The 26,725-nt window shown below is 61.4% G+C and carries 22 protein-coding genes and 4 tRNA genes; 16 read left to right on the top strand and 10 right to left on the bottom strand.

Annotated features, from left to right (window positions below):
• Positions 1 to 8: 8 nt before the first annotated feature.
• The 6 genes from kdpB to U5A08_RS09910 all read left to right on the top strand — a co-directional run bounded on the left by kdpB (position 9) and on the right by U5A08_RS09910 (position 8,724).
• Positions 9 to 2,078 (top strand): potassium-transporting ATPase subunit KdpB, encoded by a 2,070-nt coding sequence (kdpB, locus tag U5A08_RS09940; RefSeq protein ID WP_253394537.1) that lies wholly within the window; start codon positions 9 to 11, stop codon positions 2,076 to 2,078.
• 130 nt (positions 2,079 to 2,208) lie between these two features.
• Positions 2,209 to 4,860, top strand: a complete 2,652-nt coding sequence (locus U5A08_RS09930) for a DUF4118 domain-containing protein (RefSeq protein WP_321851374.1) — start codon at positions 2,209 to 2,211, stop codon at positions 4,858 to 4,860.
• Positions 4,857 to 5,549, top strand: a complete 693-nt coding sequence (locus tag U5A08_RS09925; protein WP_321851372.1) for a response regulator — start codon at positions 4,857 to 4,859, stop codon at positions 5,547 to 5,549. The genes U5A08_RS09930 and U5A08_RS09925 overlap by 4 nt, the downstream gene beginning before the upstream one ends.
• A gap of 87 nt (positions 5,550 to 5,636) precedes the next feature.
• The gene (locus tag U5A08_RS09920) at positions 5,637 to 6,407 is read left to right on the top strand and encodes an APH(3')-II family aminoglycoside O-phosphotransferase (RefSeq protein ID WP_321851370.1); all 771 of its coding nucleotides are present in this window, start codon (positions 5,637 to 5,639) and stop codon (positions 6,405 to 6,407) included.
• A gap of 346 nt (positions 6,408 to 6,753) precedes the next feature.
• Positions 6,754 to 7,767, top strand: a complete 1,014-nt coding sequence (locus tag U5A08_RS09915; protein ID WP_321851369.1) for a response regulator — start codon at positions 6,754 to 6,756, stop codon at positions 7,765 to 7,767.
• Positions 7,768 to 7,770: 3 nt separating this feature from the next.
• The gene (locus tag U5A08_RS09910) at positions 7,771 to 8,724 is read left to right on the top strand and encodes a sensor domain-containing diguanylate cyclase (protein ID WP_321851367.1); all 954 of its coding nucleotides are present in this window, start codon (positions 7,771 to 7,773) and stop codon (positions 8,722 to 8,724) included.
• Between the two features lie 222 nt (positions 8,725 to 8,946).
• Here the strand turns inward: U5A08_RS09910 and U5A08_RS09905 are convergent.
• The 6 genes from U5A08_RS09905 to U5A08_RS09880 all read right to left on the bottom strand — a co-directional run bounded on the left by U5A08_RS09905 (position 8,947) and on the right by U5A08_RS09880 (position 12,648).
• Positions 8,947 to 9,023 (bottom strand) — tRNA-Asp (locus U5A08_RS09905).
• A 19-nt stretch (positions 9,024 to 9,042) separates the two neighbouring features.
• Positions 9,043 to 9,118 (bottom strand) — tRNA-Val (locus tag U5A08_RS09900).
• A gap of 240 nt (positions 9,119 to 9,358) precedes the next feature.
• Entirely contained in the window at positions 9,359 to 9,961 is a 603-nt protein-coding gene (gene pcaG, locus U5A08_RS09895; protein ID WP_321851365.1) for a protocatechuate 3,4-dioxygenase subunit alpha, read from the bottom strand.
• A 12-nt stretch (positions 9,962 to 9,973) separates the two neighbouring features.
• Positions 9,974 to 10,693: a protocatechuate 3,4-dioxygenase subunit beta gene (gene pcaH / locus U5A08_RS09890; protein ID WP_321851363.1), complete on the bottom strand. Its 720-nt coding sequence runs from the start codon at positions 10,691 to 10,693 to the stop codon at positions 9,974 to 9,976.
• A 130-nt stretch (positions 10,694 to 10,823) separates the two neighbouring features.
• Positions 10,824 to 11,753, bottom strand: coding sequence for a pca operon transcription factor PcaQ (gene pcaQ, locus U5A08_RS09885; RefSeq protein WP_253394526.1), 930 nt, complete (start codon positions 11,751 to 11,753; stop codon positions 10,824 to 10,826).
• A 70-nt stretch (positions 11,754 to 11,823) separates the two neighbouring features.
• A complete protein-coding gene (locus U5A08_RS09880; RefSeq protein WP_321851362.1) occupies positions 11,824 to 12,648 on the bottom strand; it encodes a sugar phosphate isomerase/epimerase family protein in 825 nt (274 codons plus the stop codon).
• Positions 12,649 to 13,032: 384 nt separating this feature from the next.
• Between U5A08_RS09880 and U5A08_RS09875 the strand changes: the two genes are divergently transcribed.
• Together U5A08_RS09875 and U5A08_RS09870 are read left to right on the top strand one after the other, a co-directional pair.
• A complete protein-coding gene (locus tag U5A08_RS09875) occupies positions 13,033 to 13,887 on the top strand; it encodes an IclR family transcriptional regulator (RefSeq protein ID WP_079443209.1) in 855 nt (284 codons plus the stop codon).
• Entirely contained in the window at positions 13,884 to 15,641 is a 1,758-nt protein-coding gene (locus tag U5A08_RS09870; RefSeq protein ID WP_321851361.1) for an FAD-dependent oxidoreductase, read from the top strand. Before U5A08_RS09875 ends, U5A08_RS09870 begins: the two co-directional genes overlap by 4 nt.
• Positions 15,642 to 15,670: 29 nt before the next feature.
• Here U5A08_RS09870 and U5A08_RS09865 read toward each other — a convergent pair whose 3' ends face one another.
• On the bottom strand, positions 15,671 to 16,444 hold the full coding sequence (locus U5A08_RS09865; RefSeq protein ID WP_169864044.1) for an IclR family transcriptional regulator domain-containing protein: 774 nt from the start codon (positions 16,442 to 16,444) through the stop codon (positions 15,671 to 15,673).
• 145 nt (positions 16,445 to 16,589) lie between these two features.
• Here U5A08_RS09865 and U5A08_RS09860 point away from each other — a divergent pair, with 145 nt between their 5' ends.
• From U5A08_RS09860 to U5A08_RS09840, 5 genes are all read left to right on the top strand, one after another.
• The gene (locus tag U5A08_RS09860) at positions 16,590 to 17,408 is read left to right on the top strand and encodes a shikimate dehydrogenase family protein (RefSeq protein WP_321851357.1); all 819 of its coding nucleotides are present in this window, start codon (positions 16,590 to 16,592) and stop codon (positions 17,406 to 17,408) included.
• A gap of 35 nt (positions 17,409 to 17,443) precedes the next feature.
• On the top strand, positions 17,444 to 19,222 hold the full coding sequence (locus U5A08_RS09855) for an FAD-dependent oxidoreductase (protein ID WP_321851356.1): 1,779 nt from the start codon (positions 17,444 to 17,446) through the stop codon (positions 19,220 to 19,222).
• A complete protein-coding gene (locus U5A08_RS09850) occupies positions 19,191 to 19,511 on the top strand; it encodes an NIPSNAP family protein (protein WP_079443204.1) in 321 nt (106 codons plus the stop codon). Before U5A08_RS09855 ends, U5A08_RS09850 begins: the two co-directional genes overlap by 32 nt.
• Positions 19,512 to 19,579: 68 nt before the next feature.
• Entirely contained in the window at positions 19,580 to 21,313 is a 1,734-nt protein-coding gene (locus tag U5A08_RS09845) for an FAD-dependent oxidoreductase (protein ID WP_253394520.1), read from the top strand.
• A gap of 68 nt (positions 21,314 to 21,381) precedes the next feature.
• Entirely contained in the window at positions 21,382 to 21,774 is a 393-nt protein-coding gene (locus tag U5A08_RS09840; protein ID WP_169864037.1) for a hypothetical protein, read from the top strand.
• Positions 21,775 to 21,897: 123 nt separating this feature from the next.
• Here the strand turns inward: U5A08_RS09840 and U5A08_RS09835 are convergent.
• Positions 21,898 to 21,974: transfer RNA gene (locus tag U5A08_RS09835), tRNA-Asp, on the bottom strand.
• 19 nt (positions 21,975 to 21,993) lie between these two features.
• Positions 21,994 to 22,069: transfer RNA gene (locus tag U5A08_RS09830), tRNA-Val, on the bottom strand.
• A gap of 159 nt (positions 22,070 to 22,228) precedes the next feature.
• Here U5A08_RS09830 and rdgC point away from each other — a divergent pair.
• The 3 genes from rdgC (at position 22,229) to sugE (ending at position 24,690) form a co-directional block, all read left to right on the top strand.
• Positions 22,229 to 23,149 (top strand): recombination-associated protein RdgC, encoded by a 921-nt coding sequence (gene rdgC, locus U5A08_RS09825; RefSeq protein WP_247405496.1) that lies wholly within the window; start codon positions 22,229 to 22,231, stop codon positions 23,147 to 23,149.
• Positions 23,150 to 23,303: 154 nt separating this feature from the next.
• Entirely contained in the window at positions 23,304 to 24,269 is a 966-nt protein-coding gene (locus U5A08_RS09820; RefSeq protein WP_253394518.1) for a bile acid:sodium symporter family protein, read from the top strand.
• Between the two features lie 106 nt (positions 24,270 to 24,375).
• A complete protein-coding gene (sugE, locus tag U5A08_RS09815) occupies positions 24,376 to 24,690 on the top strand; it encodes a quaternary ammonium compound efflux SMR transporter SugE (RefSeq protein ID WP_017136389.1) in 315 nt (104 codons plus the stop codon).
• 117 nt (positions 24,691 to 24,807) lie between these two features.
• Here sugE and U5A08_RS09810 read toward each other — a convergent pair whose 3' ends face one another.
• Positions 24,808 to 26,682, bottom strand: coding sequence for an MFS transporter (locus U5A08_RS09810; RefSeq protein WP_253394516.1), 1,875 nt, complete (start codon positions 26,680 to 26,682; stop codon positions 24,808 to 24,810).
• Positions 26,683 to 26,725: the final 43 nt, after the last annotated feature.

Raw genomic sequence — 26,725 nt, 5'->3', positions numbered from 1 at the left:
TTTCCCTCATGAAGAATGCTCGTTTACCTCTGTTTGATCGCGCCATCGTGCTCACCGCGTGTGGGGATGCGCTGAAGAAACTGCTGCCCCAGGCGCAATGGAAAAACCCGGTGATGTTCGTGGTCTACCTGGGCAGCATCCTCACCACCCTGCTGTGGTTCCAGTCCCTGGGTGGCCAGGGTGAAGCGCCCAGCGGCTTTATCCTCAGCATCACCTTGTGGCTGTGGTTCACCGTGCTGTTCGCCAACTTCGCCGAGGCCCTGGCCGAAGGACGCAGCCGCGCCCAGGCCGCGAGCCTGCGCGGCATGAAACGCCAGACCCTGGCCAAGTTGCTGCAACAGCCCAAGCACGGCGCGGCGTGGCTGCCAACGGAAGCGACGCTGCTGCGCAAAGATCAGGTGGTGCTGATCGAAGCCGGCGACCTGGTGCCGCTGGACGGCATCGTGATTGAAGGCGTGGCGTCGGTGGACGAAAGCGCGATCACCGGCGAATCGGCGCCGGTGATTCGCGAGGCCGGTGGCGATTTTTCCTCGGTCACCGGCGGCACCCGCGTGCTGTCGGACTGGCTGGTGGTGCGCATCAGCGTCAACCCCGGCGAGTCGTTTCTGGACCGCATGATCTCGATGGTCGAATCGGCCAAGCGCCAGAAGACCCCGAACGAAGTGGCCCTGAACATCCTGCTGGTGGGCCTGACCCTGTTGTTCCTGCTGGTGATCGCCACCCTCAGTCCTTACTCGATCTTCGCCGTGGCCATGAGCGGCAGCGGCAGCGTGGTCAGCGCCACGGTGCTGGTGGCGTTGCTGGTGTGCCTGATCCCCACCACCATCGGCGGCCTGCTCTCGGCCATCGGCGTGGCGGGCATGAGCCGGATGATGTCGGCCAATGTCATCGCCACCTCCGGGCGGGCGGTCGAAGCGGCGGGCGACGTCGACGTATTGCTGCTGGACAAGACCGGCACCATCACCCTGGGCAACCGTCAGGCCAGCAGCTTTTTGCCGGCGCCAGGGATAAAAGAGGCCGAGTTGGCGGACGCCGCGCAACTGGCATCCCTGGCCGATGAAACCCCGGAAGGCCGCAGCATCGTGGTCCTGGCCAAACAGAAGTTCGACATCCGCGCGCGGGACATCAACCAGCTCGGCGCCAGCTTTGTCCACTTCACCGCGCAAACCCGCATGAGCGGCGTCGACCTGCCCGAAGGCCGGGCGATTCGCAAGGGCGCGGCGGACGCGATTCGCAGCCATATCGAGGCCTTGGGCGGCAGTTTTCCGACAGCCTTGCAAGCCAAGGTCGATGAAGTCGCGCGGCGCGGCAGCACGCCGCTGGTGGTCAGCGATGGCGCCAAGGCGCTGGGTGTGGTGGAACTCAAGGACGTGGTCAAGGGCGGCATCAAGGAGCGCTTCGCCGAACTGCGGCGCATGGGCATCAAGACCGTGATGATCACCGGCGACAACCGCCTGACCGCCGCCGCCATTGCGGTGGAGGCTGGCGTGGATGACTTCCTCGCCGAGGCCCGCCCGGAAGACAAGCTGCAATTGATCCGCGACTACCAGGCCCAGGGCAAGCTCGTGGCCATGACCGGCGACGGCACCAACGACGCACCGGCACTGGCCCAGGCTGACGTGGCGGTGGCGATGAACAGCGGCACCCAGGCCGCCAAAGAGGCCGGCAACATGGTCGACCTCGACAGCAACCCGACCAAGCTGATCGAAGTGGTCGAGGTCGGCAAACAGATGCTGATGACGCGCGGCGCCCTCACCACCTTCAGCGTGGCGAATGACGTGGCGAAGTACTTTGCAATCATCCCGGCGGCGTTTGTCGCGACCTATCCACAGCTCGGCGCATTGAACGTGATGCACCTGACCAGCCCCAACTCGGCGATTCTCAGTGCGGTGATTTTTAACGCACTGATCATTGTTGCGCTGATCCCCCTGGCTCTGCGCGGCGTGACTTACCGCTCGATCGGCGCGGCGGCGTTGCTCAACCGCAACCTGCTGATCTATGGCCTGGGCGGGGTGCTGGTGCCGTTCGCCGGGATCAAGCTCATCGACCTGTTGCTGACGGGGTTGGGCCTCGTATAGCGCCCCATCCACTGTAGGAGCGAGCTTGCTCGCGAAGGGCGTTAACGATAACGCGGGAAACCTGACACCCAACGGCACCCTCAGGTTTTTCGCGAGCAAGCTCGCTCCTACAGACAACTAGAGGAAGAATATGCCCGCCTTAAACGACGAACGCCCCGACCCCGACGCCCTGCTGGCGCGGGTACAACAAGAAGAACAGGCCGCCTTGCGCGGCAAATTGCGTATCTACTTCGGCTCCAACGCCGGGGTGGGCAAGACCTGCGCCATGCTCGCCGCGGCGCAACGCGAAGTCGCCCTGGGCCGCGACCTGCTGGCCGGGGTGGTGGAAAGCCATGGCCGCACAGAAACCGCCGAGCTGCTGCATGGCCTGGAACAACTGCCCCGCGCCGAACTGCAGCATCGCGAGTTCGCGCTCAGTGAATTCGACCTCGACGCCGCCCTGCGCCGCCACCCCGCCGTGGTGCTGGTGGATGAACTGGCCCACAGCAATGTGCCCGGCTCACGCCACCCCAAACGCTGGCAAGACGTGGAAGAACTGCTCAGCGCCGGCATCGATGTCTGGACCACCCTCAACGTCCAACACCTGGAAAGCCTGAATGACCTGGTCAGTGGGATCATCGGCATCCGCGTGCGGGAAACCGTGCCCGACCATGTGTTCGACAACGCCCACGAAGTGGTGGTGATCGACCTGCCGCCGGACGATCTGCTGCAACGCCTCAGGGACGGCAAGGTGTACCTGGGCCCGGCGGCTGCGCGTGCGTCGAAAAATTTTTTCCGCAAAGGCAACCTGCTGGCGCTGCGCGAACTGGCACTGCGGCGCACGGCCGACCGGGTCGACACGCAGATGCGCGTGTACCGCCGCGAACAATCGATCAAGACCCTGTGGCCGGCCCGCGAACGGCTGCTGGTCGGCGTGGCCGGTGACGCCGGCGATGAACGCCTGGTGCGTGAAGCGGCGCGCCTGGCGCAGAAACTGGAAGCGGACTGGATTGTCGTCCACGTCGCTTCGGCCAAAGGGCGCGGCGCCAAGCGCTACCTGAGCGCAATGAAAACCCTGGCCCTGGCCAGCGAGTTCGGCGCCGATACGGCCACACTGCCGGGCATGGACGTCGCCGAAGCCCTGGTTGCCTGCGCCCGCGAGCACAACGCCAATCGCCTGGTACTCGGCCATCATCCGCGCCGCAGGTGGCAGTTCTGGCATCAGTCGGTCAGCGACCGGATCAGCCGCCACCATCCGCAAATCGATCAGATCGTGATCGCCCACGGCCTGCTGCCGGGCAAGCCCGCCGTGCTCGAAAAACCCGCCGCGCGGCCCGGCATTCGACTGGCCTACGTCTGGGCCAGCCTCGCCTGTTTCGCCGCCAGCGCCGTCGCCGCCCTGCTGTTGCAGGTGTTCGACCTGGCCAACGTGGTCATGCTGTTTTTGCTCACGGTCGTGTTGGTGGCGCTGCGCTATGGACGCGGCCCCGGCGTGTGGGCCGCGATGCTCGCGGTGCTGTGTTTCGACTTCTTTTTCGTACAGCCGCGCTATTCATTCACCGTCAACGACACCCAGTATTTTTTCACCTTTGCGTTGATGCTCGGCATCGCCCTGATCACCGGCCAACTCACCGCGCGCCTGCGCCACGAAGCGCGCACCGCCGCCGCGCGCGAACGCCGCGCGACCTCCCTGGCGCGCCTGGCCCGCGACCTGTCGGCCGCGCTGACCGTGGAGCAAATCAGCGAAGTCGCGCTGCGCACCTTCAGCGGCGTGTTCGAAGCACGGGTCGGCCTGGCCCTGCCGGACGCCGCCGATGGCGTACACAGCGTCAGCGCGGGCGGGCTGCCGATCGACGACAGCATCGCCCAATGGACTTACGACCACGGCCACCCCGCCGGCCACGGCACCGACACCCTGTCGGCGGCCAAGGGCTGCTATTTGCCGCTCAAAGCGCCGATGCGCGTGCGCGGTGTGCTGGTGCTGGAACTGGCCCAGAGCGAACGTTTGAGCGATCCGCAGGAACGCCGCCTGCTGGAAGCCTGCATGAGCCAGTTGGCGATTGCCTTGGAGCGCGTGCATTTCGTTGAAGTGGCGCAAAGCACGTTGGTGCAGATGGAAGGCGAAAAAATGCGCAACACCCTGCTCGCAGCAATTTCCCACGACCTGCGCACACCGCTGACCACGCTGATCGGCGCCGCCGACACCGCCCTGCCCCACGCCCCGCCGGGGCCACTGACCGAACTGCTGCACGGCATTCACGAACAAGCCACGTCCATGCAGCGCCTGATCGAAAACCTGCTGGACATGGCACGCATGCAAGAGCGCGGCGTGCGCCTGAACCGCCAATGGCACTCGCTGGAAGAAATCGTCGGCAGCGCCCTGCGCCAATTGCGCGAGCCATTGGCGCAGCACCGCGTAAACACCACGCTCGACGCACACTTGCCGCTGGTGGAAGTCGACGCGCTGTTGATCGAGCGGGTGCTGGTCAACCTGCTGGACAACGCCGCCAAGTACACCCCGCCGGGCACGCTCATCAGCGTGGCCGCCAGCCAGGTCGGCGAGAGCATTGTGCTGGAGGTCAGCGACACCGGCCCCGGTAGCGCCCCGGCCAATCTGTTCGAACCCTTCACGCGCGGCCAGCAGGAATCGTCCGTCGCCGGCATCGGCCTGGGCCTGGCGCTGGCCAAACGCATCGTCGAGGCCCACGGCGGACGCATCGACGCCAACCCCGGCCGCGTGTGCGGCATGCATTTCATCATCACGCTACCGGCGGGCACCCCGCCGTCCATGGAACTCCTATGAGCACTGCACGCATTCTGATTGTTGAAGACGAGGCCAACATCCGCCGCTTTGTCGGCATTGCCCTGCAAGATGAAGGTTTTCAGGTGTTCGAGGCCGACAGCGTCAAACGTGCGCTGATCCACGCCGCCAGCCGTCAGCCGGACTTGGTGATCGTCGACCTCGGCTTGCCGGATGGCGATGGCAAACAGCTGATCAGCGAACTGCGCGGCTGGCTCGCGGTGCCGATCCTGGTGCTGTCGGCGCGTGACCGCGAAGAAGAAAAAGTCGCCGCCCTGGACGCGGGTGCCGATGACTACCTGACCAAGCCGTTCGGCGTGCCCGAGCTACTGGCACGCATCCGTGCCCAACTGCGTCGGCATGGGCAGACCGGCACCGTGGTGGCGACCAGCAAGGTGACGTTTGGCGAGATCGAGGTCGACCTGGCCACCCATGAAGTGTCGCGCTCGGGCCAGCCGGTACACCTGACGCCCATTGAATACCGCTTGCTCTGCGCGATGATTCGCGGTCAGAGCCGGGTACTGACTCACCGGCAACTACTGCTGGAAGTGTGGGGCCTGGATTACGTCGACCGCGCTCACTATCTACGTGTGCATATGGCGCATTTGCGGCAAAAACTGGAGGAGGACCCGGCGCAGCCGCAGTACTTCATTACCGAGTTGCAGGTGGGCTACCGGCTGGTGGGGTTGTGAACAGGCGTGCAGCGGCGAAGTCCAGGAACATCGCCGCCATTGCGTCTTGAGTTGGCAGCGATCCGAGGAAAATGGAAAAATGCCAGCATGAATATTCCAAGAAAGTGGCGTGAGCAATTCCCCTTCGCGCTCATCGAACCCCAAACCATTGGCGAGTCCGGCGCCGATGTCTTTCGCCTGCGCGGTGGTGAGCGCGGGGATTTGTTCCTGAAATCAGAGCCCATCGGGCCTTTGGAGGAACTAGCGGGCGAGATCGAGCGGCTGCGCTGGCTCCAGCAATGCTACGTGCCCGGGCCAACCGTGCTCGATGTGCTGAGCGAAAACCATCGGCGCTGGCTGCTGATGAGCGCCGTCCCGGGACGCGATCTGGCCAGCGCCGGCCACTTGTCTGCGCTTGAAGTCATTGCCATCGTGGCGAATGCACTGCGTACCCTGCACCAGATACCCGTTACACGATGCCCCTTCGACCACTCACTGGAACAACGCATAGCGGTCGCGAGCCAGCGTGTCCGAGCCGGCGAGGTGGATGAGACTGACTTCGACGATGAGCGCCTGGGTCGGACGGCCGCCGATGTGTTCGCCGAGTTGCTGTCGACGCGGCCCAGCACCCATGACTTGGTCGTGACCCACGGCGATGCGTGCCTGCCGAACTTCATGGCTGAAGGGAATCGTTTCAGTGGTTTTATCGATTGTGGTCGCCTGGGTGTCAGTGACCGCTACCAGGACCTTGCGCTGGCCGCGCGAAGCATCGCGCGTAATTGCGGGCCTGAGTGGGTGGCGCCTTTCTTTGACCAGTACGGCGTCAAGCCCGATGAACAGCGCATTGCGTTCTACTGCTTGCTGGACGAACTCTTCTAACCCGTGCAGGCCGTTGATGTACGCCTACTCCTCAACTGAAAATGTGCGCACCGCAGCGTCTTGATGCAATGCCCGAGCGTCTATCAGAACCTCACATCATCAGACTCAACCGTGCGCACGATGACCCGGTGTAATCGAAAAATCCGGACATGCAAGCAGACGTTCGGGGTGTTCAGGGCCTTTATTGAAAACTTGGATCACTTCATCATTCGTTTGGCGCCGGGGTTGGCGGGCCAATCGTGACTGGCTAGGATGTCGCGCTCAATAAAGCACTGTTTAATAAGGTGGTATTGGTGTGCTTATGGGGCATGATGGGCTGTTGTGCTTCGCCTGATATTCAACACCGATGAGTGCCTATCTTTTGTCAGTGATTCCCCTACTAATATGTGACGACTCCATCATGGCCCGTAAGCAGGTATTACGGGCGCTACCGGCGGACTGGCCGGTTTCGGTCACCGAGGCAGGGAACGGTCGCGAGGCTATGGATGCCATACGCCGGGGTTTGGGACAGGTGGTGCTGCTCGACCTGACCATGCCAGAGATGGATGGTTATCAGGTATTGAGCGCCTTACGCGCCGAAGGATTGAAGGCGCTAGTCATCGTGATCTCCGGTGACATTCAGGAAGAAGCGGTGCGCCGCGTGCTTGAGCTGGGCGCGCTGGCGTTCCTGAAAAAGCCTTTCGACGAAAGCGAACTGCGCCAGACACTCAGTCAGGTGGGGCTACTGACAGAACCCGGCCACCCTTCACCGGGGAATCATCGGGCAGCGAACACGGTCATCAGTTTTCACGATGTGTTCCGCGAAACGATCAACGTTGCCATCGGCCGGGCGGCCGCCCTGATAGCCAAGGTGTTGGGCGTCTTTGTGCAGTTGCCAGTACCGAACGTGAACATCCTCGAAGTCGGCGAGTTGCACATGGCGCTGACCGACGCCAGCAGTTGCAAGGAACTCACAGCCATTTGCCAGGGCTTTATCGGCAGTGGCATCGCTGGCGAAGCCCTGCTGATGTTTCACGACTCGGAAATCACCGACATAGCGCAATTGATGCAGCGCCAGAGCAGCGATTATTCAGACCTGGAAATGCTGCTAGACCTCTCCAGCGTTCTGATCGGTGCTTGCCTGAGCAGCATTGCCGAGCAAATCGATGTGGTGTTTTCTCAAGGTCACCCGCAGATCCTCGGCCAGCACGCGAGCATCGATGAGCTGATCCAGGTCAACCGCAAGCGCTGGAAAAAGACCCTGGCCGTGGAAATCAGCTACAGCCTGGAAGGGCATGACATTCGTTTCGACCTGCTGTTGCTGTTCACAGAAGACTCAATCGAACGATTGACCCACAAACTCGCCTACTTGACGAACTGAGCCATGAACGATTCTCTCGATCTGAACGAGTTTCACTGGTTGCTGGCGATCGTCCAGAACATCGACGTCGGTGTTGTGGTGCTCGACCGCAACTATTGCGTGCAGGTCTGGAACACCTTCATGGAGAACCGCTCCGGGTTGCAGCCCAAGGACGCCCAAAATCAGAATTTCTTGAGTCTGTTTCCCGAAATCGACCCGCAATGGTTCAGCCGCAAGGTGGAAAGCGTCGCTACCCTGGGCACACCCGCGTTCACTATCTGGGAGCAGCGCCCGTATCTGGTGCGGTTCAAGAACTACCAGCCGATCACCGGCCAGGAAGAGTTCATGTACCAGAACACCACATTTTTACCGCTGCGCTCCACCGACGGCAAAATCAAGCATATTTGCCTGGTGATCTATGACGTCACCGACGTCGCCACCAACCGGCATCAACTCCAGGCCGCCAATACGCAATTGCAGCAACTCTCGAGGACCGATCGGCTGACGGGCTTGTACAACCGCGGTCACTGGGAAGAAAGCCTGAAAGGTGCCTATGCGCGGCACCAGCGTTACGGCAATGCCACCAGCCTGGTGATGTTGGATATCGACCACTTCAAGCGGATCAACGACACCTATGGTCATCAGGCGGGCGACAAGGTCATCGAGGAAATCGCCAGGCTGATCCACGAGCATGTGCGCGAAACCGATATGGCTGGGCGTTATGGTGGCGAGGAGTTCGGCGTGGTGCTATCGGACACCGACAAGACCAACGGATGGGTGTTCGCCGAGCGTCTGCGTAAGGCAGTCGAAGGGCTGGAAGTGCTGCACAACGGCCAGAGCATCCGTTTCACCATCAGCCTGGGGGTGGCCGACCTGAGCCAGCCCTCGATCAACTACGCCGACCTGATCGCCTGGGCGGACCATGCGCTGTTTGCGTCGAAGAAGGCCGGGCGCAATCGGGTGTCGGTGTATGAGTAGCGTGATCGTAGTGCCTGGTTTTACGCCGGCTGCGCGGCTTTTCTGCATCGACTAGCCGACTTGAGGCTCGCGTCGGCGATAGGTGCCCAGGGAAATACGCAATTGCTTGTCCCGCCAATAGAAGATGGGATCGTCGAGCTGAATCCCAGACATAAAAAAAGCCCGCTCAATGAGCGGGCTTTCTGTGGTGACCTGGCGTTCAGCGTTCCAGGTGACCGAATATGGCGCAGCGGACGGGACTCGAACCCGCGACCCCCGGCGTGACAGGCCGGTATTCTAACCGACTGAACTACCGCTGCGCGTAACACATAAAGCGAATGGTGGGTGATGACGGGATCGAACCGCCGACCCTCTGCTTGTAAGGCAGATGCTCTCCCAGCTGAGCTAATCACCCTTCACTTTCGGTGTGGGCCGCATCATATACGAAAAATCTGCAATGTGTTGATTTAAATGCAATTTATTTTAAATATTTTCCAATGAGCGGCGCGCCCCGGTAAAAACGGGCTTCTGCTGGGCCAAACGCGGCGCTATTGCGTTTACCCGATGGCCCGTTATCAGGCCACCCCGCACCGGGTTTTCCAAAGCCCAGACCGCAAAAAGCCCGCTCAATCAGCGGGCTTCCCGTGGTGCCCCATCAGAAGTCGAAGAACACCGTTTCTTCTTCGCCTTGTATGCGGATATCGAAACGATAAGCCAACTTGCCATCAACCGTGCAACGCTTGGCGACCAGCGTCTCCCGACGTTGCGGCTGCTCGATCAGATTCAGCACCGGATCGACCGCATTGGCCTGGGCTTCGTCGTCGAAGTACACGCGGGTCTGCAAATGAATATTGATGCCCCGCGCGAACAGCGAAACATTGACGTGCGGCGCCATCCGCACACCCGCAGCGTTCTTCACGGTGCCCGGCTTGACGGTATGGACCTGCCACTCGCCAGTGTCCGTGGTCGCCGTGCGGCCAAAACTGTTGAAGGGCTTTTCCAGGTTGTAGTCGCTGTCGTAAACGCCTTCGTGGTCAGCCTGCCAGCATTCCAGGAACGCATCGCGGATCAGGTGACCGTTGCCGTCATAGACATGGCCCAGCAACAGGATGTGCTCCCCCGGCGCGCCGGGTTTGGCCATTTCGTTCCAGATTTCCTGCTCGCGGGGCGGGTTGCCCGCCGCCTCCAGCGCCAGGCCGATATGCACGTAGGGAACGGCGGTTTGCGACGGGGTTTCAGGCAGAAGTTCAACGGGCATGGGCGTGCCTCCTCAACGGTTTTCGAAGTGGGTCTTGCGCTGACCGCGCAGAACGATATCAAAGCGATAAGCCAGGCAATCCATGGGATTGGCCATGCTCATATCAAGCTTTGCGATCAGGCTCTGCACCGCATCCGGATTGGCGATCGACTTGACGATCGGGCACATCGGGATGAGTGGGTCACCTTCGAAATACAGCTGGGTGATCAATCGCGTGGCAATCGACGGGCCACTGATGGAGAAGTGAATATGCGCCGGGCGCCAGTCGTTGGGACCATTGCGCCACGGATACGGGCCGGGCTTGACCGTGCGGAAACTGTAGTTGCCATCGCGGTCGGTCAAGGCCCGGCCGACGCCGCCGAAGTTAGGGTCGATGGGCGCCAGATAGCTGTCTTTCTTGTGCCGATAGCGACCACCGGCATTGGCTTGCCACATTTCCACCAGGGTATGGGGAATCGGCTTGCCGTATTGGTCACAGATCCGACCGGCGACGATGATGCGCTCGCCGATGGGCAAGCCCCCGTGATCGAAGTTCAGCAGCAGATCGTTATCGTGCTGCCCCATCTTCAGGTGGGAAAAGTCCGGGCCGCTGGTTTCCGACTGGGATAGAGGGATGCTCACCAACGCCTGACGCGGGGAACGCAGGATTGAGGTTTTGTAGTCAGGCGTCAGGGCTTTGGGGTGCCAATTACGGTCACGAATGACGAAACGGCTGTTGTCCGCATCAGACATGTCGGTTTCCTTTTTTGTTATGGATAAAAATCAGCGGTTAACGCTGCCTAAACAGCAATCAACGACCTAGTCTCCCTTGATAAGACGCCATCCAAAACTGAAAAAACCGACCCTATCCATATCCGAATGGTTATGGATAACAACCCTCGCGATATTCCTCGCCCACCTCGCGCAACACCTCCACGCACCATTGAGCCGCCATGGACATCGTCAACGCAGGATTGCTGCACAGCCCCACAGAACCACCGGGTTCGCGAATACCCAACTCCAACTCAACCAGATCACCTCGACTCAGGTCCTGCCTGACCGCGTCAAAAGGCGCGACCCAGATCGCCTGACTGCACTGCACATAACGCCGACTCAAGATCAACGACAGGGTTTCCAGACGCTGGCGCGGTGGGCTGATGCTGTGCTGCACAAACAGGCTGTCGGCGAATTTGCGAATCGTCGTCCCCGCCAGCGGCAATACCAGCGGATAATTTTCGATGTGTTCATGCGCCTGTGGGTCAGCCAATAGCGGATGGCCGTTACGCACCACCAGGGTCATGGATTCGCTGTACAGATGTTCGAACATCAGCCCCAGGATCTGCGGGCTATCGGTCATGCGGCCGACCACCAGGTCCAGTTCCCCCACACGCAATTGCGACAACAGGTACGCGCTTGGCCCGGTCACCACGCTCACGACCAACGCCGGATGCCGGGCATGCAAACGACAGACGACCTCGGGCACCAGCAAACTTTCCACGGTGGACAGCACGCCGAGCCGCGCGGTGAAGGGCTCATGCTCGCCGGAACGCAGGCTATTCACCCCTTCGCGCAGCGCTTGTACGCTCGGCCCGGCATAACGCAGGAAAGCCACCCCGGCTTCAGTCAACGCCGCGCCACTTTTGCTGCGCACGAATAACGTGGCGGTCAGCAGGGTTTCGAGTTCTTTGAGGGTCTTGGACAGCGCCGGTTGGCTGATCGCCAATTTTTCCGAGGCGCGCGCCAGGCTGCCCTGGCGCGCCACTTCGAGAAAGCACACCAGATGGCGGAATTTGATTCGGGTGTCGATATTCAACGTATTTAGCCGCCTTCGAGGTGTCCGGTGCCGCGAAAGTGTACGCCCGATGTCCGGGCGACGCTGCCGATCAGCGCCGTTGCAATACGTGATGAGCCTTGTCGAGCGCCCTCTTCGCCCGGTCGAAAGCGCTAACGCCTTGCTCCAACAACTGTCGAGAGGGGGTCTCCAGGCTCAGCGGGATACCGGCGGGCAGCGCGCTCAACAGGCCGTCCAGGTCACAATCGCCGTCACCCGGGAAACGTCGTTCATTGCGCGCCTGACGCAGGATTTCATCCATATCGTCGGGGCGCGGTCCCGCTACGTCGCACAGCTGCGCGTAGCGGAAACGATGCGGCGCCTTGGCCGTGGCGGCGGCCAGTTCCGTGAGCGATGAGCCAGACCGATCGAAGTGGAACGCGTCAATCAGAACCCCACCGTTGGGACGTGCAGCGCTCTCGACAATGCGCCATGCCTGCGAAAGATCGCGTGCGTCTGTCCAAGGCATGAATTCCAGGTGCGGGTGGATGCCGAGCGGTGCCGCCATGTCGCACAGCGCCGCGAAGTTATCGCCCAGGCGGGCTTCGTCCGGGTCGTTGCCGGCGATCAACAATTCAGTCGCGCCAAACTCGGCACCGACTTCCAGAAGGCCAAGGAAATCCTGCACGCGGGTTTCCGGCTTCAATCGCAGGATCTCAATGTCCAGCACCTTGATCCCGGTGTCGCGCAGACGCTGGTGCGTTCGATGCCGCAACTCGGCATCTGCCATCAAGGGGAAGTGATGTTCTTGCGGCGTTGCCGGTTCCAGCCGCAAGCCGACATGGCTATATCCGGCGCGGGCAGCGACCTCGACCATGTCCGGAGGCGACAGCTCCAGCACGGTCAGGGCAGCCAGGGAAAATATCTGTTCGCTCATGGTCGACTCTCGTTCGCGAATTCCAAAAAAAGCGACGTGCTTCGGTCACGAAAAGTGACGACCTGAGCCGCTGTCTTTTTTAGTTAGAACTGAGTTCCAGTTTTAAATCAAGTGGAAAAAACACGCGTGGAGCAAAGCGATTTTCTCGGTTGGTTTGTGTTCGATAACCGCACAAAAGCCTGATTTTCCGATTGATCATTCTTCCTTAAAAACCGAACACTAAATAAGACTCCCCCCCGAAGCCCCCGTAATCCGGGACTTGCGCCCTGTCGGCGCAACCGGGCGAATTGACACTGCCGCTGGAACTGGAATAGTTTTCCAGAATCATCGAAAGCCAATTCCAGCGAAACGACGGGCGTCACAAAACCAATGAGGAGCCAGGTTATGCCAAGCGCAGCGAGTCACACCGAAAGCAGTTACGTAGGGCGCTTTGACCGTGGTCTGGCCATTCTGGAAATGCTGGCCAACAGCGGTGAAGGGATTCCCCTGACCGCGATTGCGGAACAGCTGCGCATCCCTCGAAGCGCAACCCATCGTCTGCTGAACACCTTGTGTGAAACCGGCTATGCACGCCAGGAGCAGGAACGTGGCACGTATGTGCTGACCTCCAAGTTGCAGGTCCTCGCCTTCACCCACCTGAGCGCCGACGGCACGGTTGATGCGGTGCAGCCGGTGCTCAATCGTCTGGCGGCAGACGTCGGTGAGCTGGTGCGGTTGTCCGTGGTGGACGAGGATCGCCTGACATGGGTTGCGCGTGCGCAAGGCGCACGTTCCGGGCTGCGTTATGACCCGGACATGGGCATGGCGGCCAAGCTCTCATGCTCCGCGAGCGGCTATGCGTGGTTGGCAAGCATGGATAACGAGCAGGCGTTGGCGCTGGTCGGTCGACAGGGCTTCGGTCTGGTCCAGGACTATGGTCCCTCTGCCCCGCAAACCGTTGAGGCATTGCTGCCAAGAATCGAATCGGCACGGACCCTCGGCTATGCGATGGCCATTCAGACATTTGCCGACTGGATGTCAGCCATCGCTGTCCCCCTGTTTCACCCAATCAGCCGCAAGGTGATTGGGGTGGTCAGTGTTGCGGGCCCGGTTTTCCGGCTTTCCGAAGCGCGGCTGCATCAAATCGCCCCGTCACTCATCGCTGCCGTAGCAGAAATCCAGCAGTTGATTCCGGGGTCTCCCGCCCTGATGAGTCCAGGGCTCACCGCAATTAATATCAGTCAAGGTGACTCAGTGTGAACACCCAGAACAACCCCAGGTCAAGACGTCTCGATTGTGATCTGTTAGTGATCGGCTCCGGCGCTTCCGGCCTTGCCGCCGCCGTGACCGCCGCGTCCCAGGGCCTTAAGGTCATCGTGGTGGAAAAGCATGCAACATTCGGCGGCGCGACAGCATGGTCGGGTGGATGGCTGTGGGTTCCCGGCAATCCATTGGCCAAGCGCGCGGGTATTGATGAAGATCCACAGCAACCGCGCACCTATTTGAAGAATGAACTGGGTTCACGCTACAACGCCGAACGGGTCGATGCTTTTCTGGACAATGCGCCACGGATGGTGGCGTTCTTTGAAGAAAACACCGCGTTAAAATGGGTCGATGGCAACGGCATCCCCGACATTCATGGGCATGTTCCCGGCGCCGCCGTTCAAGGCCATCAGGTGATCGCGGCGCCCTACGATGCGAGAAACATGGGGCGGTTGATCCGACGCATGCGCAAACCCATGAGAGAGACGTCTTTCCTCGGCATGCCGATCATGGCCGGGCCTGATCTGGCGGCCTTTTTGAGCATGACCCAATCGCTCAAATCCTTTATCCATGTCAGCAAGCGTTTTCTACGCCACCTGCGAGATCTGGCCCTCCACGGTCGGGCCATGCACTTGGTCAACGGCCAGGCGTTGGTCGCACGCCTGGCCAAATCGGCGGTCGATCGCGGTGTGACGCTGATCGAGTCCGCCCCCGCTCGCCAATTGATCCTGGATCAAGGCACGGTCTTGGGAGCTATTGTCGACACGCCAGACGGCACCACGCACATCTATGCCACCCGAGGCGTCGTGTTGGCAGCCGGTGGTTTCCCCAACGACATGCGTCGGCGCAAGGCGCTTTTCCCGCGCACGCCGACAGACAACGACCACCTGGCCTTGCCCCCTGTCGATTGTTCGGGCGATGGCATTTCACTGGGCGAATCTGCCGGTGGCGTGCTGGAGGTAGACGTTGCATCACCCGCCGCATGGGCCCCGGTTTCGTTGGTCCCGCACGCGGACGGCAGCACGGGGCATTTCCCCCACATCATCGACCGCGCCAAACCCGGCCTGATTGGCGTGCTGTCCACCGGCAAGCGCTTCGTCAACGAAGCCGACGGCTACTACGATTACACCGCTGCCATGATGACCGCGGCGCCTGAAGGCGAAGAAGTTGCGTCCTGGCTGATCTGCGATCACCGCTTCCAGCGCCGCTTCGGGCTGGGTCATTCGCGGCCGTTCCCGCTGCCGGTGGGGCCGTCGGTACGCAGTGGGTATTTACACCGCGCCGCATCCATCCACGCGCTGGCCGAAGCCTGCGGTATCGATCCGGCGGGGTTGTCTGAAACGGTACGCAACTTCAACGAGCACGCCCGCAACGGTCAGGACCCTGCGTTCGGTCGGGGCTCCACGCCTTACAACCGCAAACAAGGCGATCCCCTCATTACCGAAGGCAACCCCTGTGTGGCCCCGATCGAACACGGCCCGTTCTATGCCGTGAAGGTCCGCCCTGGCAGCTTCGGCACATTCGCGGGCCTCAAGACCAATGGCCATGCCCAGGTAGTGGACCGCAGTGGAGCCGCCATCACCGGGCTCTACGCAGTCGGCACCGACATGGCGAGCGTCATGGGCGGTTACTACCCTTCCGGTGGGATCAACCTCGGGCCGGCCATGACGTTCGGCTATATCGCCGGGCTTCATGCGGCCGCTGCGCAGCATTCAACCGATGCGAGTTCGAACGCCCAGGACGTCGCGTAACGCCGTTCAACTGAAGCCTGTGCTGACATTCAAAGTGTCATGATCGGCCGCAGCAGCGCCTGCCCTTCGTACAGCGGCGACAGATACCGCTCGCGCATGTCCTCAACCGTCATGCGCGACGCGTGAGTCGTCAGCGTCAGCGTTGCCTGCAATTGTCCTTCCCGATCCAGCAGCGGCACGCTCAGCACCCGCATGCCCACTTCATATTCCTGATCCACCATCACGTAACCACGCTCGCCCGCCAGGGCGATTTCGCGGCGGATCAGGGCTTCGTCGGTGAGCGTATAAGGCGTGATGGCTCGAGGCGGGTTGCGTTGGAAGTAAGCGCACAGCGCCTCTGGCGAAAAACTCGCCAACCACAGCCGTCCGCTGCCGGTGCAATACATCGGCACCCGTGAACCGGGACGAATCGACATCGAGGTGATGTGGCTATAGCGACTGCGCACCACATGCACAATGTCATCACCGTCGCGAACACCCACCGACACATGCTCCTGGGTGGTCCGCGCCACCTGTTCGACGATGGGCCGCAGCATGCGCGGCAGTATCGCGGAATCGACGTAAGCCTGGCCAATACGCAAGGCCTTCGCGGTCAGCCAGTAATGGCGGCCATCGGTCTGCGCAAAGTCGTCATGCACCAAGGTCAGCAAAAAACGCCGCGCGGCGCTTTGGGTCATATCGGCCATGCGCGCCACTTGCGGCACGCTCAGGCGCGGATGCTCCTGGGAAAACAACTGCAGCAGCGCCAGGCCTTTTTGCAGGCCGACGATCAAATCCCGCGGGTGGATGGTGGGTTTCTTCATCACTCGGATTCTTTATCGTGCATAGACTGCGATTATCGCACTGACACTGCGATTATCAACCTAATCCCTCACAAGCTCGATTGTTCGCTGCCTTCACCGCTTGCAGTATCAGCGGCACAACACAGCTAATAAGCGGGTACCTCCCATGATTCAGGGTTCGACTGAACTGGTCGCCATCGTCGGCTCACCTGTAGCCCAGGTGAAATCGCCGGAAAACTTCAATCGCTGGTTCGCCGACCACCAGCAGAACGTCGCCATGCTTGCCATCGACCTTGCACAGAGCGCCCTGGATGATTTCGTCCAGACCCTGCGCGGCTGGCAAAACCTACGCGGATGCGTGGTCACCGTTCCTTACAAGCAACTGCTGGCCAGCCGCCTGGACGGCGTCAGTGAACGCTCGGCGGCGCTGTGCTCGGTCAATGTGATCCGCCGCGAGACCGACGGTCGACTGGTGGGCGATATCGTCGACGGCGAAGGCTTTCTCAACGCTGCGCGCAAACACGGTTTCAACCCCAAGGACCAACAGGTTCTGGTGATCGGTACCGGCGGCGTCGGCAGCGCGATTGCGTATTCGTTGTGCCAGGCCGGGGTCAGCCATTTGGTCATCAGCGACATCAACGACGCGCGCGTCGAGGTGCTCGGCGACCTTCTACGCAGTGCCTTCCCGCAGATTGTGATCAACGCCAGCCCGGCGTCGCTTGAGCACTTCGACCTGGTCGTCAACGCCTCGCCCGTCGGCATGAGTGCAACCAATGACAACGGCCCGATGCCGTTGCCGACTGCGCTGATAGAAACTCTGAACGGCAAAACCCTGGTGGCGGATGTCGTGACATCGCCGGCGGTGACCCCGTTTCTCGCCATGGCCCGACGCCTCGGCTGCCCGATCCAGACCGGGCCGGAAATGGCGTTGGCGCAGTTGGGCAACCTCGGTCACTTCATGGGCGTGACGCCGCTGGAGATCTGACTCTCCGGGGGCGTCCTTAACAGGCGATAACAATAATGAACACGAAGACTTCCCTGCCCTCTGCCCATGCCGAGCTGACCTATGACGTGATTGTCCTGGGCAGCGGCGCGGCCGGATTCGCCGCAGCGGTGACTGCCAGTTGCCGCGGCCTCAAGGTGTTGTTGGTGGAAAAGACCGAGGCCTTCGGCGGTACGTCGGCGATTTCCGGTGGTGCGGTGTGGCTGCACGACACCGACCAGGCCCGGGCCGCCGGGCATTGCCTGCCCGCCGAACAGATGCGCCGTTATCTGAAAGAGGTGATCGGCAGCGGCTACAACCCGCCATTGATCGATGCCTTCATCGAACACGGCCGTGAAGCCCTGCGTTACCTGGAAACCCACAGCGAACTCAAGTACAGCCTGCGACCGTTGTCGCCCGACTATTACCCGGACTTGCCGGGTGGCACGCAAACAGGTCGCGCGCTGGAAATCGACGAGTACGACGGCCGCCACCTCGGTGAGCATTTCAAAGACCTCAAACGCCCACCGGACGGCATGCTGCTTTTCGGCGGCATGATGGTCAATCGTGTCGATATCCAGCACTTCCTCAGCTTCAAGCGTTCGCCCAAATCCCTCTGGCACTGCCTTAAACTGATAGGACGTTACGCCGTCGACCGCCTCAACCATCCACGCGGCACCCGCCTGACCGTGGGCAATGCCTTGATCGCGCGCCTGGCCACCACTGCGCTGGCCAAGGGTGTCGACCTGTGGCTGCAAGCAACCCCCGAGGCCTTGATCGTTGAACAGGGTTCGGTCAAGGGCGTGCAGATTTCCAGGCGCGGAACAACTCATTCCGTGTTCGCGCGTGGCGGTGTGGTGCTGGCCATGGGGGGTTTTGCCGCAAGCGCACACGCCGCCGAACAGCGGCCATCGACTGATTCGGAGCACTGGAGCATGTCGCCGCCGGCCAACGTCGGTGACGGGCAACGCCTGGCGGCCTCGGTCAACGCGGCAATCGGCGACAACCTGGCGGCGAATTTCTTCTGGGCCCCGGTTTCGGTGCTGCACAAGAGCGACGGCAGCGTGGAGCGCTTTCCGCATCTGGTCACCGACCGCGCCAAACCCGGCGTTATTGCGGTCAACCGGGTCGGGCGGCGCTTCGTTAATGAATCCAACTCCTATCACTGTTTCGTCGAAGCCATGTTCGCCAATGGCGGCGCCAATGCGCCCTGCTGGCTGATCTGTGACAGCGAAGCGATGAACAGCTACGGCATGGGCCTGGCGCGTCCGCGCCCCGTCGACAACAGCGCACTGATCGACGCCGGTTATCTGCTGCGTGCCGACAGCCTCGGCGAATTGGCGCTCATCGCCGGCCTGGAGGCGAACACGCTGGAGCAGACCGTGGCGCAGTACAACGCGGATGCCGATCAAGGCGTCGACCGCCAATTCGGCAAGGGCAGTACGGCCTACAACCGCTACATGGGTGACCCGCTGCATCAGCCCAATCCCTGCCTGAAAGCCCTGCGCAAGGCGCCCTTCTACGCCGTGTGTTTATTTACCGGCGACCTCGGTTCGGCACGCGGCCTGGTCACCAACGCCCAGGCCAACGTGCTGGATCGCAGCGGCGCACCGATCCCCGGCCTCTACGCGGCGGGCAACGAAATGAATTCAATCATGGACGGCACTTACCCCGGCCCCGGTATCACCCTCGGCCCAGGCATCACGTTCGGTTACCTCGCCGCCAGCGATATCGCTCAGCGGCTCGACCACAGCCGCGCACACCCATCCCACACTGGAGAACAGCATGTATTACGAACTGCGCACCTACACGATTAAACCCACCAAGCTCGGCGACTGGCTGGCCCTGTACAAAAGCGCCGCCTTAGCCGTGCAGCAAGAGCACTTGGGCAATCTGGTCGGCTTTTTCACCACCGAAATCGGTGAAGTCAATCAAGTGGTGCACATCTGGGGCTACGCCAGCCTTGACGAGCGCATGACCCGCCGCAACGCCATGGCGGCCGATCCCCGCTGGCAGGACTTCGCACGGCAGAACAAGGAACTGGACGCCGTGGTGACGCTGGAATCACGACTGCTGCGTCCGACCGATTTTTCGCCGCTCAAATAACCCCATCGCAGCGTTGCGCCGCTTCTGATCGGGAGCGGCCAACCTCATTTCTTTTCGCGGTAATGCCTATGCCCATCAACGCCCCCCTACTGTGTGATGTTCTGGTCGTCGGCTCCGGCGCCTCCGGCCTGGCAACGGCGGTGACCGCCGCGCACCTGAACCTCGACGTCATCGTGGTGGAGAAGGAGCCGCAGCTAGGCGGCACCAGCGCCTGGTCGGGCGGCTGGCTGTGGATTCCGCGCAACCCATTGGCCGTCGCCGACGGTATCGTTGAAGACCTGGAACAATCGCGGATTTACCTGCGCCATGAACTGCGCAGCGAAGTGCTCGACCCGCGCGTGGAGATGTTCCTCGCACAAGGCCCGCAGATGGTCGATTTTTTTCAACGCCACACCGAGGTGCAGTTTTTCTCCGGCAGTAAAATGCCTGATTTTCACGCCAGCGAAGGTTACGCAAAAGGCGGCCGTTCGGTCTGTGCGCAACCGTTCGACGGTCGTCGCCTCGGCCCTTGGATCAATAAACTCCGACGCCCGCTCGACGTGATCAGCCTGGCAGGAATGGGCATCGCCGGCGGTGCCGACCTCAATCATTTTCTCAACGCGCGCCAGTCGCCGTCCTCATTGCTCTACGCCGGCAAGCGCCTGTTACGCCATGCCCGCGACCTGCTGCTTCATGGCCGTGGTCTGCACCTGGTGAACGGCAACGCGCTGGTTGCCCGGCTGCTCAAAAGCGCGCTGGATCGCAAGGTGCGCCTGCTGACTGACACGCCCGTGCGCGAACTGCTGCGTGACGGCGAGCGCGTGCTCGGGGCTCGCGTCGAATCTGCCGGGCGCCTGATCGAGATCCGCGCTCGACGTGGCGTGGTGCTCGCTTGCGGTGGGTTCCCCCACGACCAGCAGCGCATCGCCCGCCTGTTCAAGCAGGCTCCCAACGGCACCGAACACTTGAGCGCAGCGCCCAAGGGCAATACCGGCGATGGCCTGCGACTGGGCGAGCGCGTCGGGGCCTGCGTGGCGTCCGACTTCGCCCATGCGGCCGCGTGGGCACCCGTGTCCCGGGTGCCGCGCGAAGACGGTGGTTTCAGCGGTTTTCCGCACCTGATGGAACGTGCCAAACCCGGCTTCATTGCCGTGCGCCAGGATGGCCGACGCTTCGTCAACGAAGCTGACTCCTACCACGACTACATGTGCGCACTGTTTAACGCCACGGGGCCAGCAGAAACGCCGATGTCCTGGCTGATCTGCGATCACCGCGCCCAACGTCGCTATGGCCTGGGCTGGTCCAAACCCTTTCCGTTTCCGACCGCAAAGTACGTGCGCGCGGGCTACCTGTTCAAGGCGCCGACGTTGATCGAACTGGCACACAAATGCGGCATCGATGCGCAACAGTTGGAAGTGACCGTCAGCGCCTTCAATCTGGGTGCGGAACAAGGTCACGACCCGCTCTTCCAGCGCGGTGAATCGCTGTACAACAGAGCACAGGGCGACGCTCTGCACGGGCCGAACCCGTCCCTCGGCAGCCTGCACAAAGGCCCCTTCTATGCGGTGAAGCTGGTGCCCGGCAGCCTCGGCACCTTCGCCGGCCTGAACACCGACGCCTATGCCCGCGCATTGGACGAACACGGCACGCCGATTCCGGGGCTGTTCGCTGTGGGCAATGATATGAACAGCATCATGAACGGCCATTACCCCAGCGGCGGCATCACACTCGGTCCCGGCATGACCTTCGGTTATATCGCCGCACGCGTTCTTGCCGGCCAGGCCGTAGACGGAAAGCCAGCCGGTCAACCGGACCCTGTCTAAAGGGGAACAGATCGCCGGGGTAGATGAACGCACGCGAAGTCATCGAGAAAAGTCATCGGGAGTCAGTCATGAGCGCCACGAGAAAAAAGACCATTGCTTCGCGCCTGGCCTCCAGCTACCCCGATGTCCAACACGCTTTGAACGCTGGCACCCCAAGCGAAAAAATGGAGGTGGCAACGCGTATCGTCTTATGGGCGGCCAGTGAAGCCGGCCTGGACAGGGCCGATATCCTCGTCGCGCTGTCAAAAAGAGACCCCACGCTATTCGACGAGCTTTGCGCCGACATGGAGGAGCAACAATTCAAACTGTTTGAGCGTGGAGACGAGACGCACCTAGTGTTTTTCAACAAGGCGCGGGTCTACAACGCAAGCGCTTGGTTAGCGCGTGAAGTTCCACATGAAGCGATATATGAGTCACTTTTCGCCACGGAAAAAATCTTGGTGATTGCTGATTTCTTCTAGATCCAATAAACGGCGATAAGCTGACCTTGAGATCGCCGAGCTGAATCCCAGGCAAAAAAAAGCCCGCTCAATGAGCGGGCTTTCTGTGGTGACCTGGCGTTCAGCGTTCCAGGTGACCGAATATGGCGCAGCGGACGGGACTCGAACCCGCGACCCCCGGCGTGACAGGCCGGTATTCTAACCGACTGAACTACCGCTGCGCGTAACACATGAAGCGAATGGTGGGTGATGACGGGATCGAACCGCCGACCCTCTGCTTGTAAGGCAGATGCTCTCCCAGCTGAGCTAATCACCCTTCGTTTCGGTGTGGCGCGCATTCTACGGAGCGACCCAAGGTCTGGCAAGCACTTTCTTAAATCTTTTTTTTCAGCCCTTCCAATGGCTTAGGCAGGGTTGGCCTCAGCCGCTATCAAGACAATAATGCCCCCCTTTGTATAAAGGAGAGACTCACCCCATGTGGTTCAAGAACCTGCTTATCTATCGCCTGACCCAAGATCTGCCTGTTGATGCCGAGGCGTTGGAAACTGCAATGGCCACCAAACTGGCGCGCCCTTGTGCAAGCCAGGAGTTGACCACTTACGGTTTCGTCGCGCCTTTCGGTAAAGGCGAAGACGCTCCCCTGGTTCACGTCAGCGGTGACTTCCTGCTGATCGCTGCGCGCAAGGAAGAACGCATCCTGCCGGGTAGCGTGGTGCGTGACGCACTGAAAGAGAAAGTCGAAGAGATCGAAGCCGAGCAAATGCGCAAGGTCTATAAAAAGGAGCGGGACCAGATCAAGGATGAAATCATCCAGGCCTTCCTGCCGCGCGCGTTTATCCGTCGCTCGTCGACCTTCGCCGCGATCGCGCCGAAACAGGGTCTGATCCTGGTCAACTCGGCCAGCCCGAAACGCGCCGAAGACCTGCTGTCGACCCTGCGTGAAGTGATCGGCACCCTGCCGGTGCGCCCACTCACCGTGAAAACCGCGCCAACCGCGATCATGACCGACTGGGTCACCACCCAGAAACCGGCCGATGACTTCTTCGTCCTCGACGAATGCGAACTGCGCGACACCCACGAAGACGGCGGCATCGTGCGCTGCAAGCGCCAGGACCTGACCGGCGAAGAAATCCAGTTGCACCTGACCACCGGCAAAGTGGTGACCCAACTGTCGCTGGCCTGGCAGGACAAGCTGTCCTTCATGCTCGACGACAAGATGACCGTCAAGCGCCTGAAGTTCGAAGACCTGCTGCAGGACCAGGCTGAACAGGACGGCGGCGACGAAGCGCTGGGCCAACTGGACGCCAGCTTTACCCTGATGATGCTGACCTTCGGCGAATTCCTGCCGGCGCTGATCGAAGCACTGGGCGGCGAAGAGACCCCACAGGGTATCTAAGCGCACTATCGCCTTACTGTAGGAGCGAGCTTGCTCGCGAAAAACCTGAGCGCGCCGCGTGCATTCAACATGCCCGCGTCATCGTTGACGATTTTCGCGAGCAAGCTCGCTCCTACAATGGTTTTTCCGTACACCTAATAATAAGGACCGCCCCATGCGCGCACTCGCCGCCTTGAGCCGCTTCGTCGGCAATACCTTCGCCTATTGGGTGTTGATCTTTGCCGTGCTGGCCTTCTTCGAACCCGGCTGGTTCATCGGCTTGAAAAGCGCCATCGTCCCGCTGCTGGGCCTGGTGATGTTCGGCATGGGGCTGACCCTCAAACTCGAAGACTTCGCCGAAGTCGCCCGCCATCCGTGGCGTGTGGCCCTGGGCGTGGTCGCGCACTTTGTAATCATGCCGGGCGTGGCCTGGTTGCTGTGCCAGGCCTTCAACCTGCCGCCCGAAATTGCCGTCGGGGTGATCCTGGTCGGCTGCTGCCCAAGCGGCACCTCGTCCAACGTGATGACCTGGCTGGCCCGTGGCGACCTGGCGCTGTCGGTGGCCATCGCCGCCGTCACCACCCTCCTCGCCCCGCTACTGACCCCGGCGCTGATCTGGCTGTTGGCTTCGGCCTGGCTGCCGGTGTCGTTCATGGAGTTGTTCTGGTCGATCCTGCAAGTGGTGCTGTTGCCGATCGTGCTCGGCGTCGTCGCACAACGCGTGCTCGGCGAGCGGGTCCGCCATGCGGTGGAGGTGCTGCCGCTGGTGTCGGTGGTCAGCATCGTGATCATCGTCGCCGCCGTGGTGGCCGCCAGCCAGGCGAAGATCGCCGAGTCGGGCCTGCTGATCATGGCCGTGGTGATGTTGCACAACAGCTTCGGTTACGTGCTGGGCTACTTCACCGGCCGCCTGTTCAAGCTGCCGTTGGCGCAACGCAAGTCGCTGGCGCTGGAAGTGGGCATGCAGAACTCCGGGCTGGGCGCGGCCTTGGCCAGCGCGCATTTTTCACCGCTGGCTGCGGTGCCGAGTGCGCTGTTCAGCGTCTGGCACAATATTTCCGGGGCGCTGCTGTCGACTTACTTCCGCCGCATGAGCGAAAAGCAAGACCGCCGCGCACTGGAGAACACCGCGAAAACTTGATCGACCGATCAATCTTCGGCACTCTACCGAGCGCCGCGGGGACGACCTCGCGACGCTATCGCGTACACATCAGGGGACGACCCCGCTTTTAGAGAGGGAGGTCATCATGTCCTGGATCATTCTGTTTTTCGCCGGGCTGTTTGAAGTCGGCTGGGCCGTCGGTTTGAAGTACACCGACGGTTTCAGCAAGCCACTGCCCACCGCCCTGACGATTGCCGCCATGGCCATCAGCCTCGGCCTGCTGGGGCTGGCCATGAAGGAATTGCCGCTGGGCACCGCCTACGCCATCTGGACCGGCGTGGGTGCAGTGGGCACGGTGATCGCCGGGATTATCCTGTTTGGGGAATCCATGGCGTTGTTCCGGCTGGCCAGTGTGGCGTTGATCATTTGCGGGCTTGTCGGGCTTAAGATCAGCGCTTAGGCCGCTACCGCCATCGGGGGCAAGCCCCCTCCCACATTTGACCGAGTTGTTCTGACGAGCGCGGTCTAGTGTGGGAGGGGGCTTGCCCCCGATGAGGCCGGTACCTCCAGCACAGAACTACCTGACTCCCCCACGCAGAACACCAACCACCGCCTGCAACTGCGCAGGTGTCGCCGCCTCTACCGCAACAGGCTCACCCGCCACCAACACCACCCGCGACCAGATCCGATGAAAGAAGCCCTTGTCAGGATCGCGGCTGAAAAAGCTCCCCCACAACCCCTGCAACGCCATCGGAATCACCGGCACCGGCGTCTCTTCCAGAATGCGCGTCACGCCGCCACGGAACTCGTTCATCTCGCCATCGGCGGTCAACTTGCCTTCCGGGAAGATGCACACCAACTCGCCGTCCTTCAGGTACTGCGCAATCCGTGTGAAGGCTTTTTCGTAGATCTGGATGTCTTCATTGCGCCCGGCAATCGGAATCGTCCCGGCGGTGCGAAAGATAAAGTTGAGTACCGGCAAGCGGTAGATTTTGTAGTACATGACAAAGCGAATCGGCCGACGCACCGCGCCAGCAATCAACAGCGCATCGACGAACGATACGTGGTTGCACACCAGCAAGGCCGCGCCTTCGTCCGGGATCAGCTCCAGGTTGCGATGCTCGACGCGGTACATGGAATGGCTGAGCAGCCAGATCATGAAACGCATGGTGAACTCGGGGACGATCTTGAAGATGTAGGCGTTGACCGCGACGTTGAGCAGCGACACCACCAGAAACAGTTCGGGGATCGACAGTTTGGCCACGCTCAGCAGCAGGATCGACACAATCGCCGAGACCACCATGAACAACGCGTTGAGAATATTGTTGGCGGCGATCACCCGCGCCCGTTCGTTCTCGGCGGTGCGCGACTGGATCAGCGCGTACAACGGCACGATATAGAAGCCGCCGAACACCCCCAGGCCCAGAATATCGAACAACACCCACCAGGCCTGGCCGTACCCGAGCACCGCCAGCCAGTCGTTGGCCTGCACGTTCTGCGGCATGCCGCCGGAATGCCACCACAGCAGCAGGCCAAACACCGTCAGGCCGAAGGAGCCGAACGGCACCAGGCCGATTTCCACCTTACGCCCGGAAAGTTTTTCGCAGAGCATCGAACCCAGCGCGATACCCACTGAGAACACCGTGAGGATCAGGGTCACCACGGTTTCGTCGCCGTACAACCATTCCTTGGCGTAGGCCGGGATCTGCGTCAGGTAGATCGCGCCGACAAACCAGAACCACGAGTTGCCGACGATCGAACGCGACACCGCCGGGGTCTGCCCCAGGCCCAGGCGCAGGGTGGCCCAGGACTGGCTGAAGATGTTCCAGTCCAGCCGCAGTTGCGGCGTAGACGCTGCGGCCCGCGGAATGCTGCGGCTGGCCAGGTAGCCCAACACCGCCACGCCGACAATCGCCACCGCCACCACGGGCGCGTAGTTGGTGGACGACATCATGATCCCCGCGCCGATGGTGCCAGCCAGGATCGCCAGGAACGTGCCCATTTCCACCAGACCGTTGCCGCCCACCAGCTCTTCCTCGTGCAGGGCTTGGGGCATGATCGAGTACTTCACCGGGCCGAACAGCGCCGAGTGGGTGCCCATGGCAAACAGCGCCAGCAGCATCAGTTCCAGATGATTGAACAAAAAGCCCGTGGCGCCGACGGCCATGATCATGATCTCGCCGACCTTGATCGCGCGGATCAACGCGTCCTTGTTGAATTTCTCGCCAAACTGCCCGGCCAGCGCCGAGAACAGGAAGAACGGCAGGATAAACAACAAGGCGCACAGATTGACCCAGATGGCGCGGTCGCCGTCGATGGTCAACTTGTAGAGAATCGCCAGGATCAGCGATTGCTTGAAGATGTTGTCGTTAAAGGCACCCAGCAATTGGGTAATGAAGAACGGCAGAAAGCGCCGCGTGCGCAGCAAGGTGAATTGTGAGGGGTGGCTCATCGTCCGTGTTCCTGCGTGGCCTGGTTTTTTTTCAGGCCACGAC

The organism is Pseudomonas paraveronii, from assembly GCF_963681955.1.
GTDB classification, from domain to species: Bacteria; Pseudomonadota; Gammaproteobacteria; order Pseudomonadales; family Pseudomonadaceae; genus Aquipseudomonas; species Aquipseudomonas paraveronii.
Note: the sequence above shows the minus strand (reverse complement) of the source record. Positions and strands in the feature narration are given on the sequence as shown.

Excerpts from the sequence above, each read along its gene's own strand:
- U5A08_RS09925 (WP_321851372.1), top strand. The coding sequence starts at position 4,857 with ATGAGCACTGCACGCATTCTGATTGTTGAAGACGAGGCCAACATCCGC.
- sugE (WP_017136389.1), top strand. The coding sequence starts at position 24,376 with ATGTCCTGGATCATTCTGTTTTTCGCCGGGCTGTTTGAAGTCGGCTGG.
- U5A08_RS09850 (WP_079443204.1), top strand. The coding sequence starts at position 19,191 with ATGTATTACGAACTGCGCACCTACACGATTAAACCCACCAAGCTCGGC.
- U5A08_RS09910 (WP_321851367.1), top strand. The coding sequence starts at position 7,771 with ATGAACGATTCTCTCGATCTGAACGAGTTTCACTGGTTGCTGGCGATC.
- pcaG (WP_321851365.1), bottom strand. The coding sequence starts at position 9,961 with ATGCCCGTTGAACTTCTGCCTGAAACCCCGTCGCAAACCGCCGTTCCC.
- U5A08_RS09915 (WP_321851369.1), top strand. The coding sequence starts at position 6,754 with ATGAGTGCCTATCTTTTGTCAGTGATTCCCCTACTAATATGTGACGAC.
- U5A08_RS09865 (WP_169864044.1), bottom strand. The coding sequence starts at position 16,444 with ATGAAGAAACCCACCATCCACCCGCGGGATTTGATCGTCGGCCTGCAA.
- U5A08_RS09855 (WP_321851356.1), top strand. The coding sequence starts at position 17,444 with ATGAACACGAAGACTTCCCTGCCCTCTGCCCATGCCGAGCTGACCTAT.
- U5A08_RS09920 (WP_321851370.1), top strand. The coding sequence starts at position 5,637 with ATGAATATTCCAAGAAAGTGGCGTGAGCAATTCCCCTTCGCGCTCATC.
- U5A08_RS09880 (WP_321851362.1), bottom strand. The coding sequence starts at position 12,648 with ATGAGCGAACAGATATTTTCCCTGGCTGCCCTGACCGTGCTGGAGCTG.
- U5A08_RS09840 (WP_169864037.1), top strand. The coding sequence starts at position 21,382 with ATGAGCGCCACGAGAAAAAAGACCATTGCTTCGCGCCTGGCCTCCAGC.
- U5A08_RS09820 (WP_253394518.1), top strand. The coding sequence starts at position 23,304 with ATGCGCGCACTCGCCGCCTTGAGCCGCTTCGTCGGCAATACCTTCGCC.
- rdgC (WP_247405496.1), top strand. The coding sequence starts at position 22,229 with ATGTGGTTCAAGAACCTGCTTATCTATCGCCTGACCCAAGATCTGCCT.
- U5A08_RS09845 (WP_253394520.1), top strand. The coding sequence starts at position 19,580 with ATGCCCATCAACGCCCCCCTACTGTGTGATGTTCTGGTCGTCGGCTCC.
- U5A08_RS09930 (WP_321851374.1), top strand. The coding sequence starts at position 2,209 with ATGCCCGCCTTAAACGACGAACGCCCCGACCCCGACGCCCTGCTGGCG.
- pcaH (WP_321851363.1), bottom strand. The coding sequence starts at position 10,693 with ATGTCTGATGCGGACAACAGCCGTTTCGTCATTCGTGACCGTAATTGG.
- U5A08_RS09860 (WP_321851357.1), top strand. The coding sequence starts at position 16,590 with ATGATTCAGGGTTCGACTGAACTGGTCGCCATCGTCGGCTCACCTGTA.
- U5A08_RS09875 (WP_079443209.1), top strand. The coding sequence starts at position 13,033 with ATGCCAAGCGCAGCGAGTCACACCGAAAGCAGTTACGTAGGGCGCTTT.
- U5A08_RS09810 (WP_253394516.1), bottom strand. The coding sequence starts at position 26,682 with ATGAGCCACCCCTCACAATTCACCTTGCTGCGCACGCGGCGCTTTCTG.
- kdpB (WP_253394537.1), top strand. The coding sequence starts at position 9 with ATGAAGAATGCTCGTTTACCTCTGTTTGATCGCGCCATCGTGCTCACC.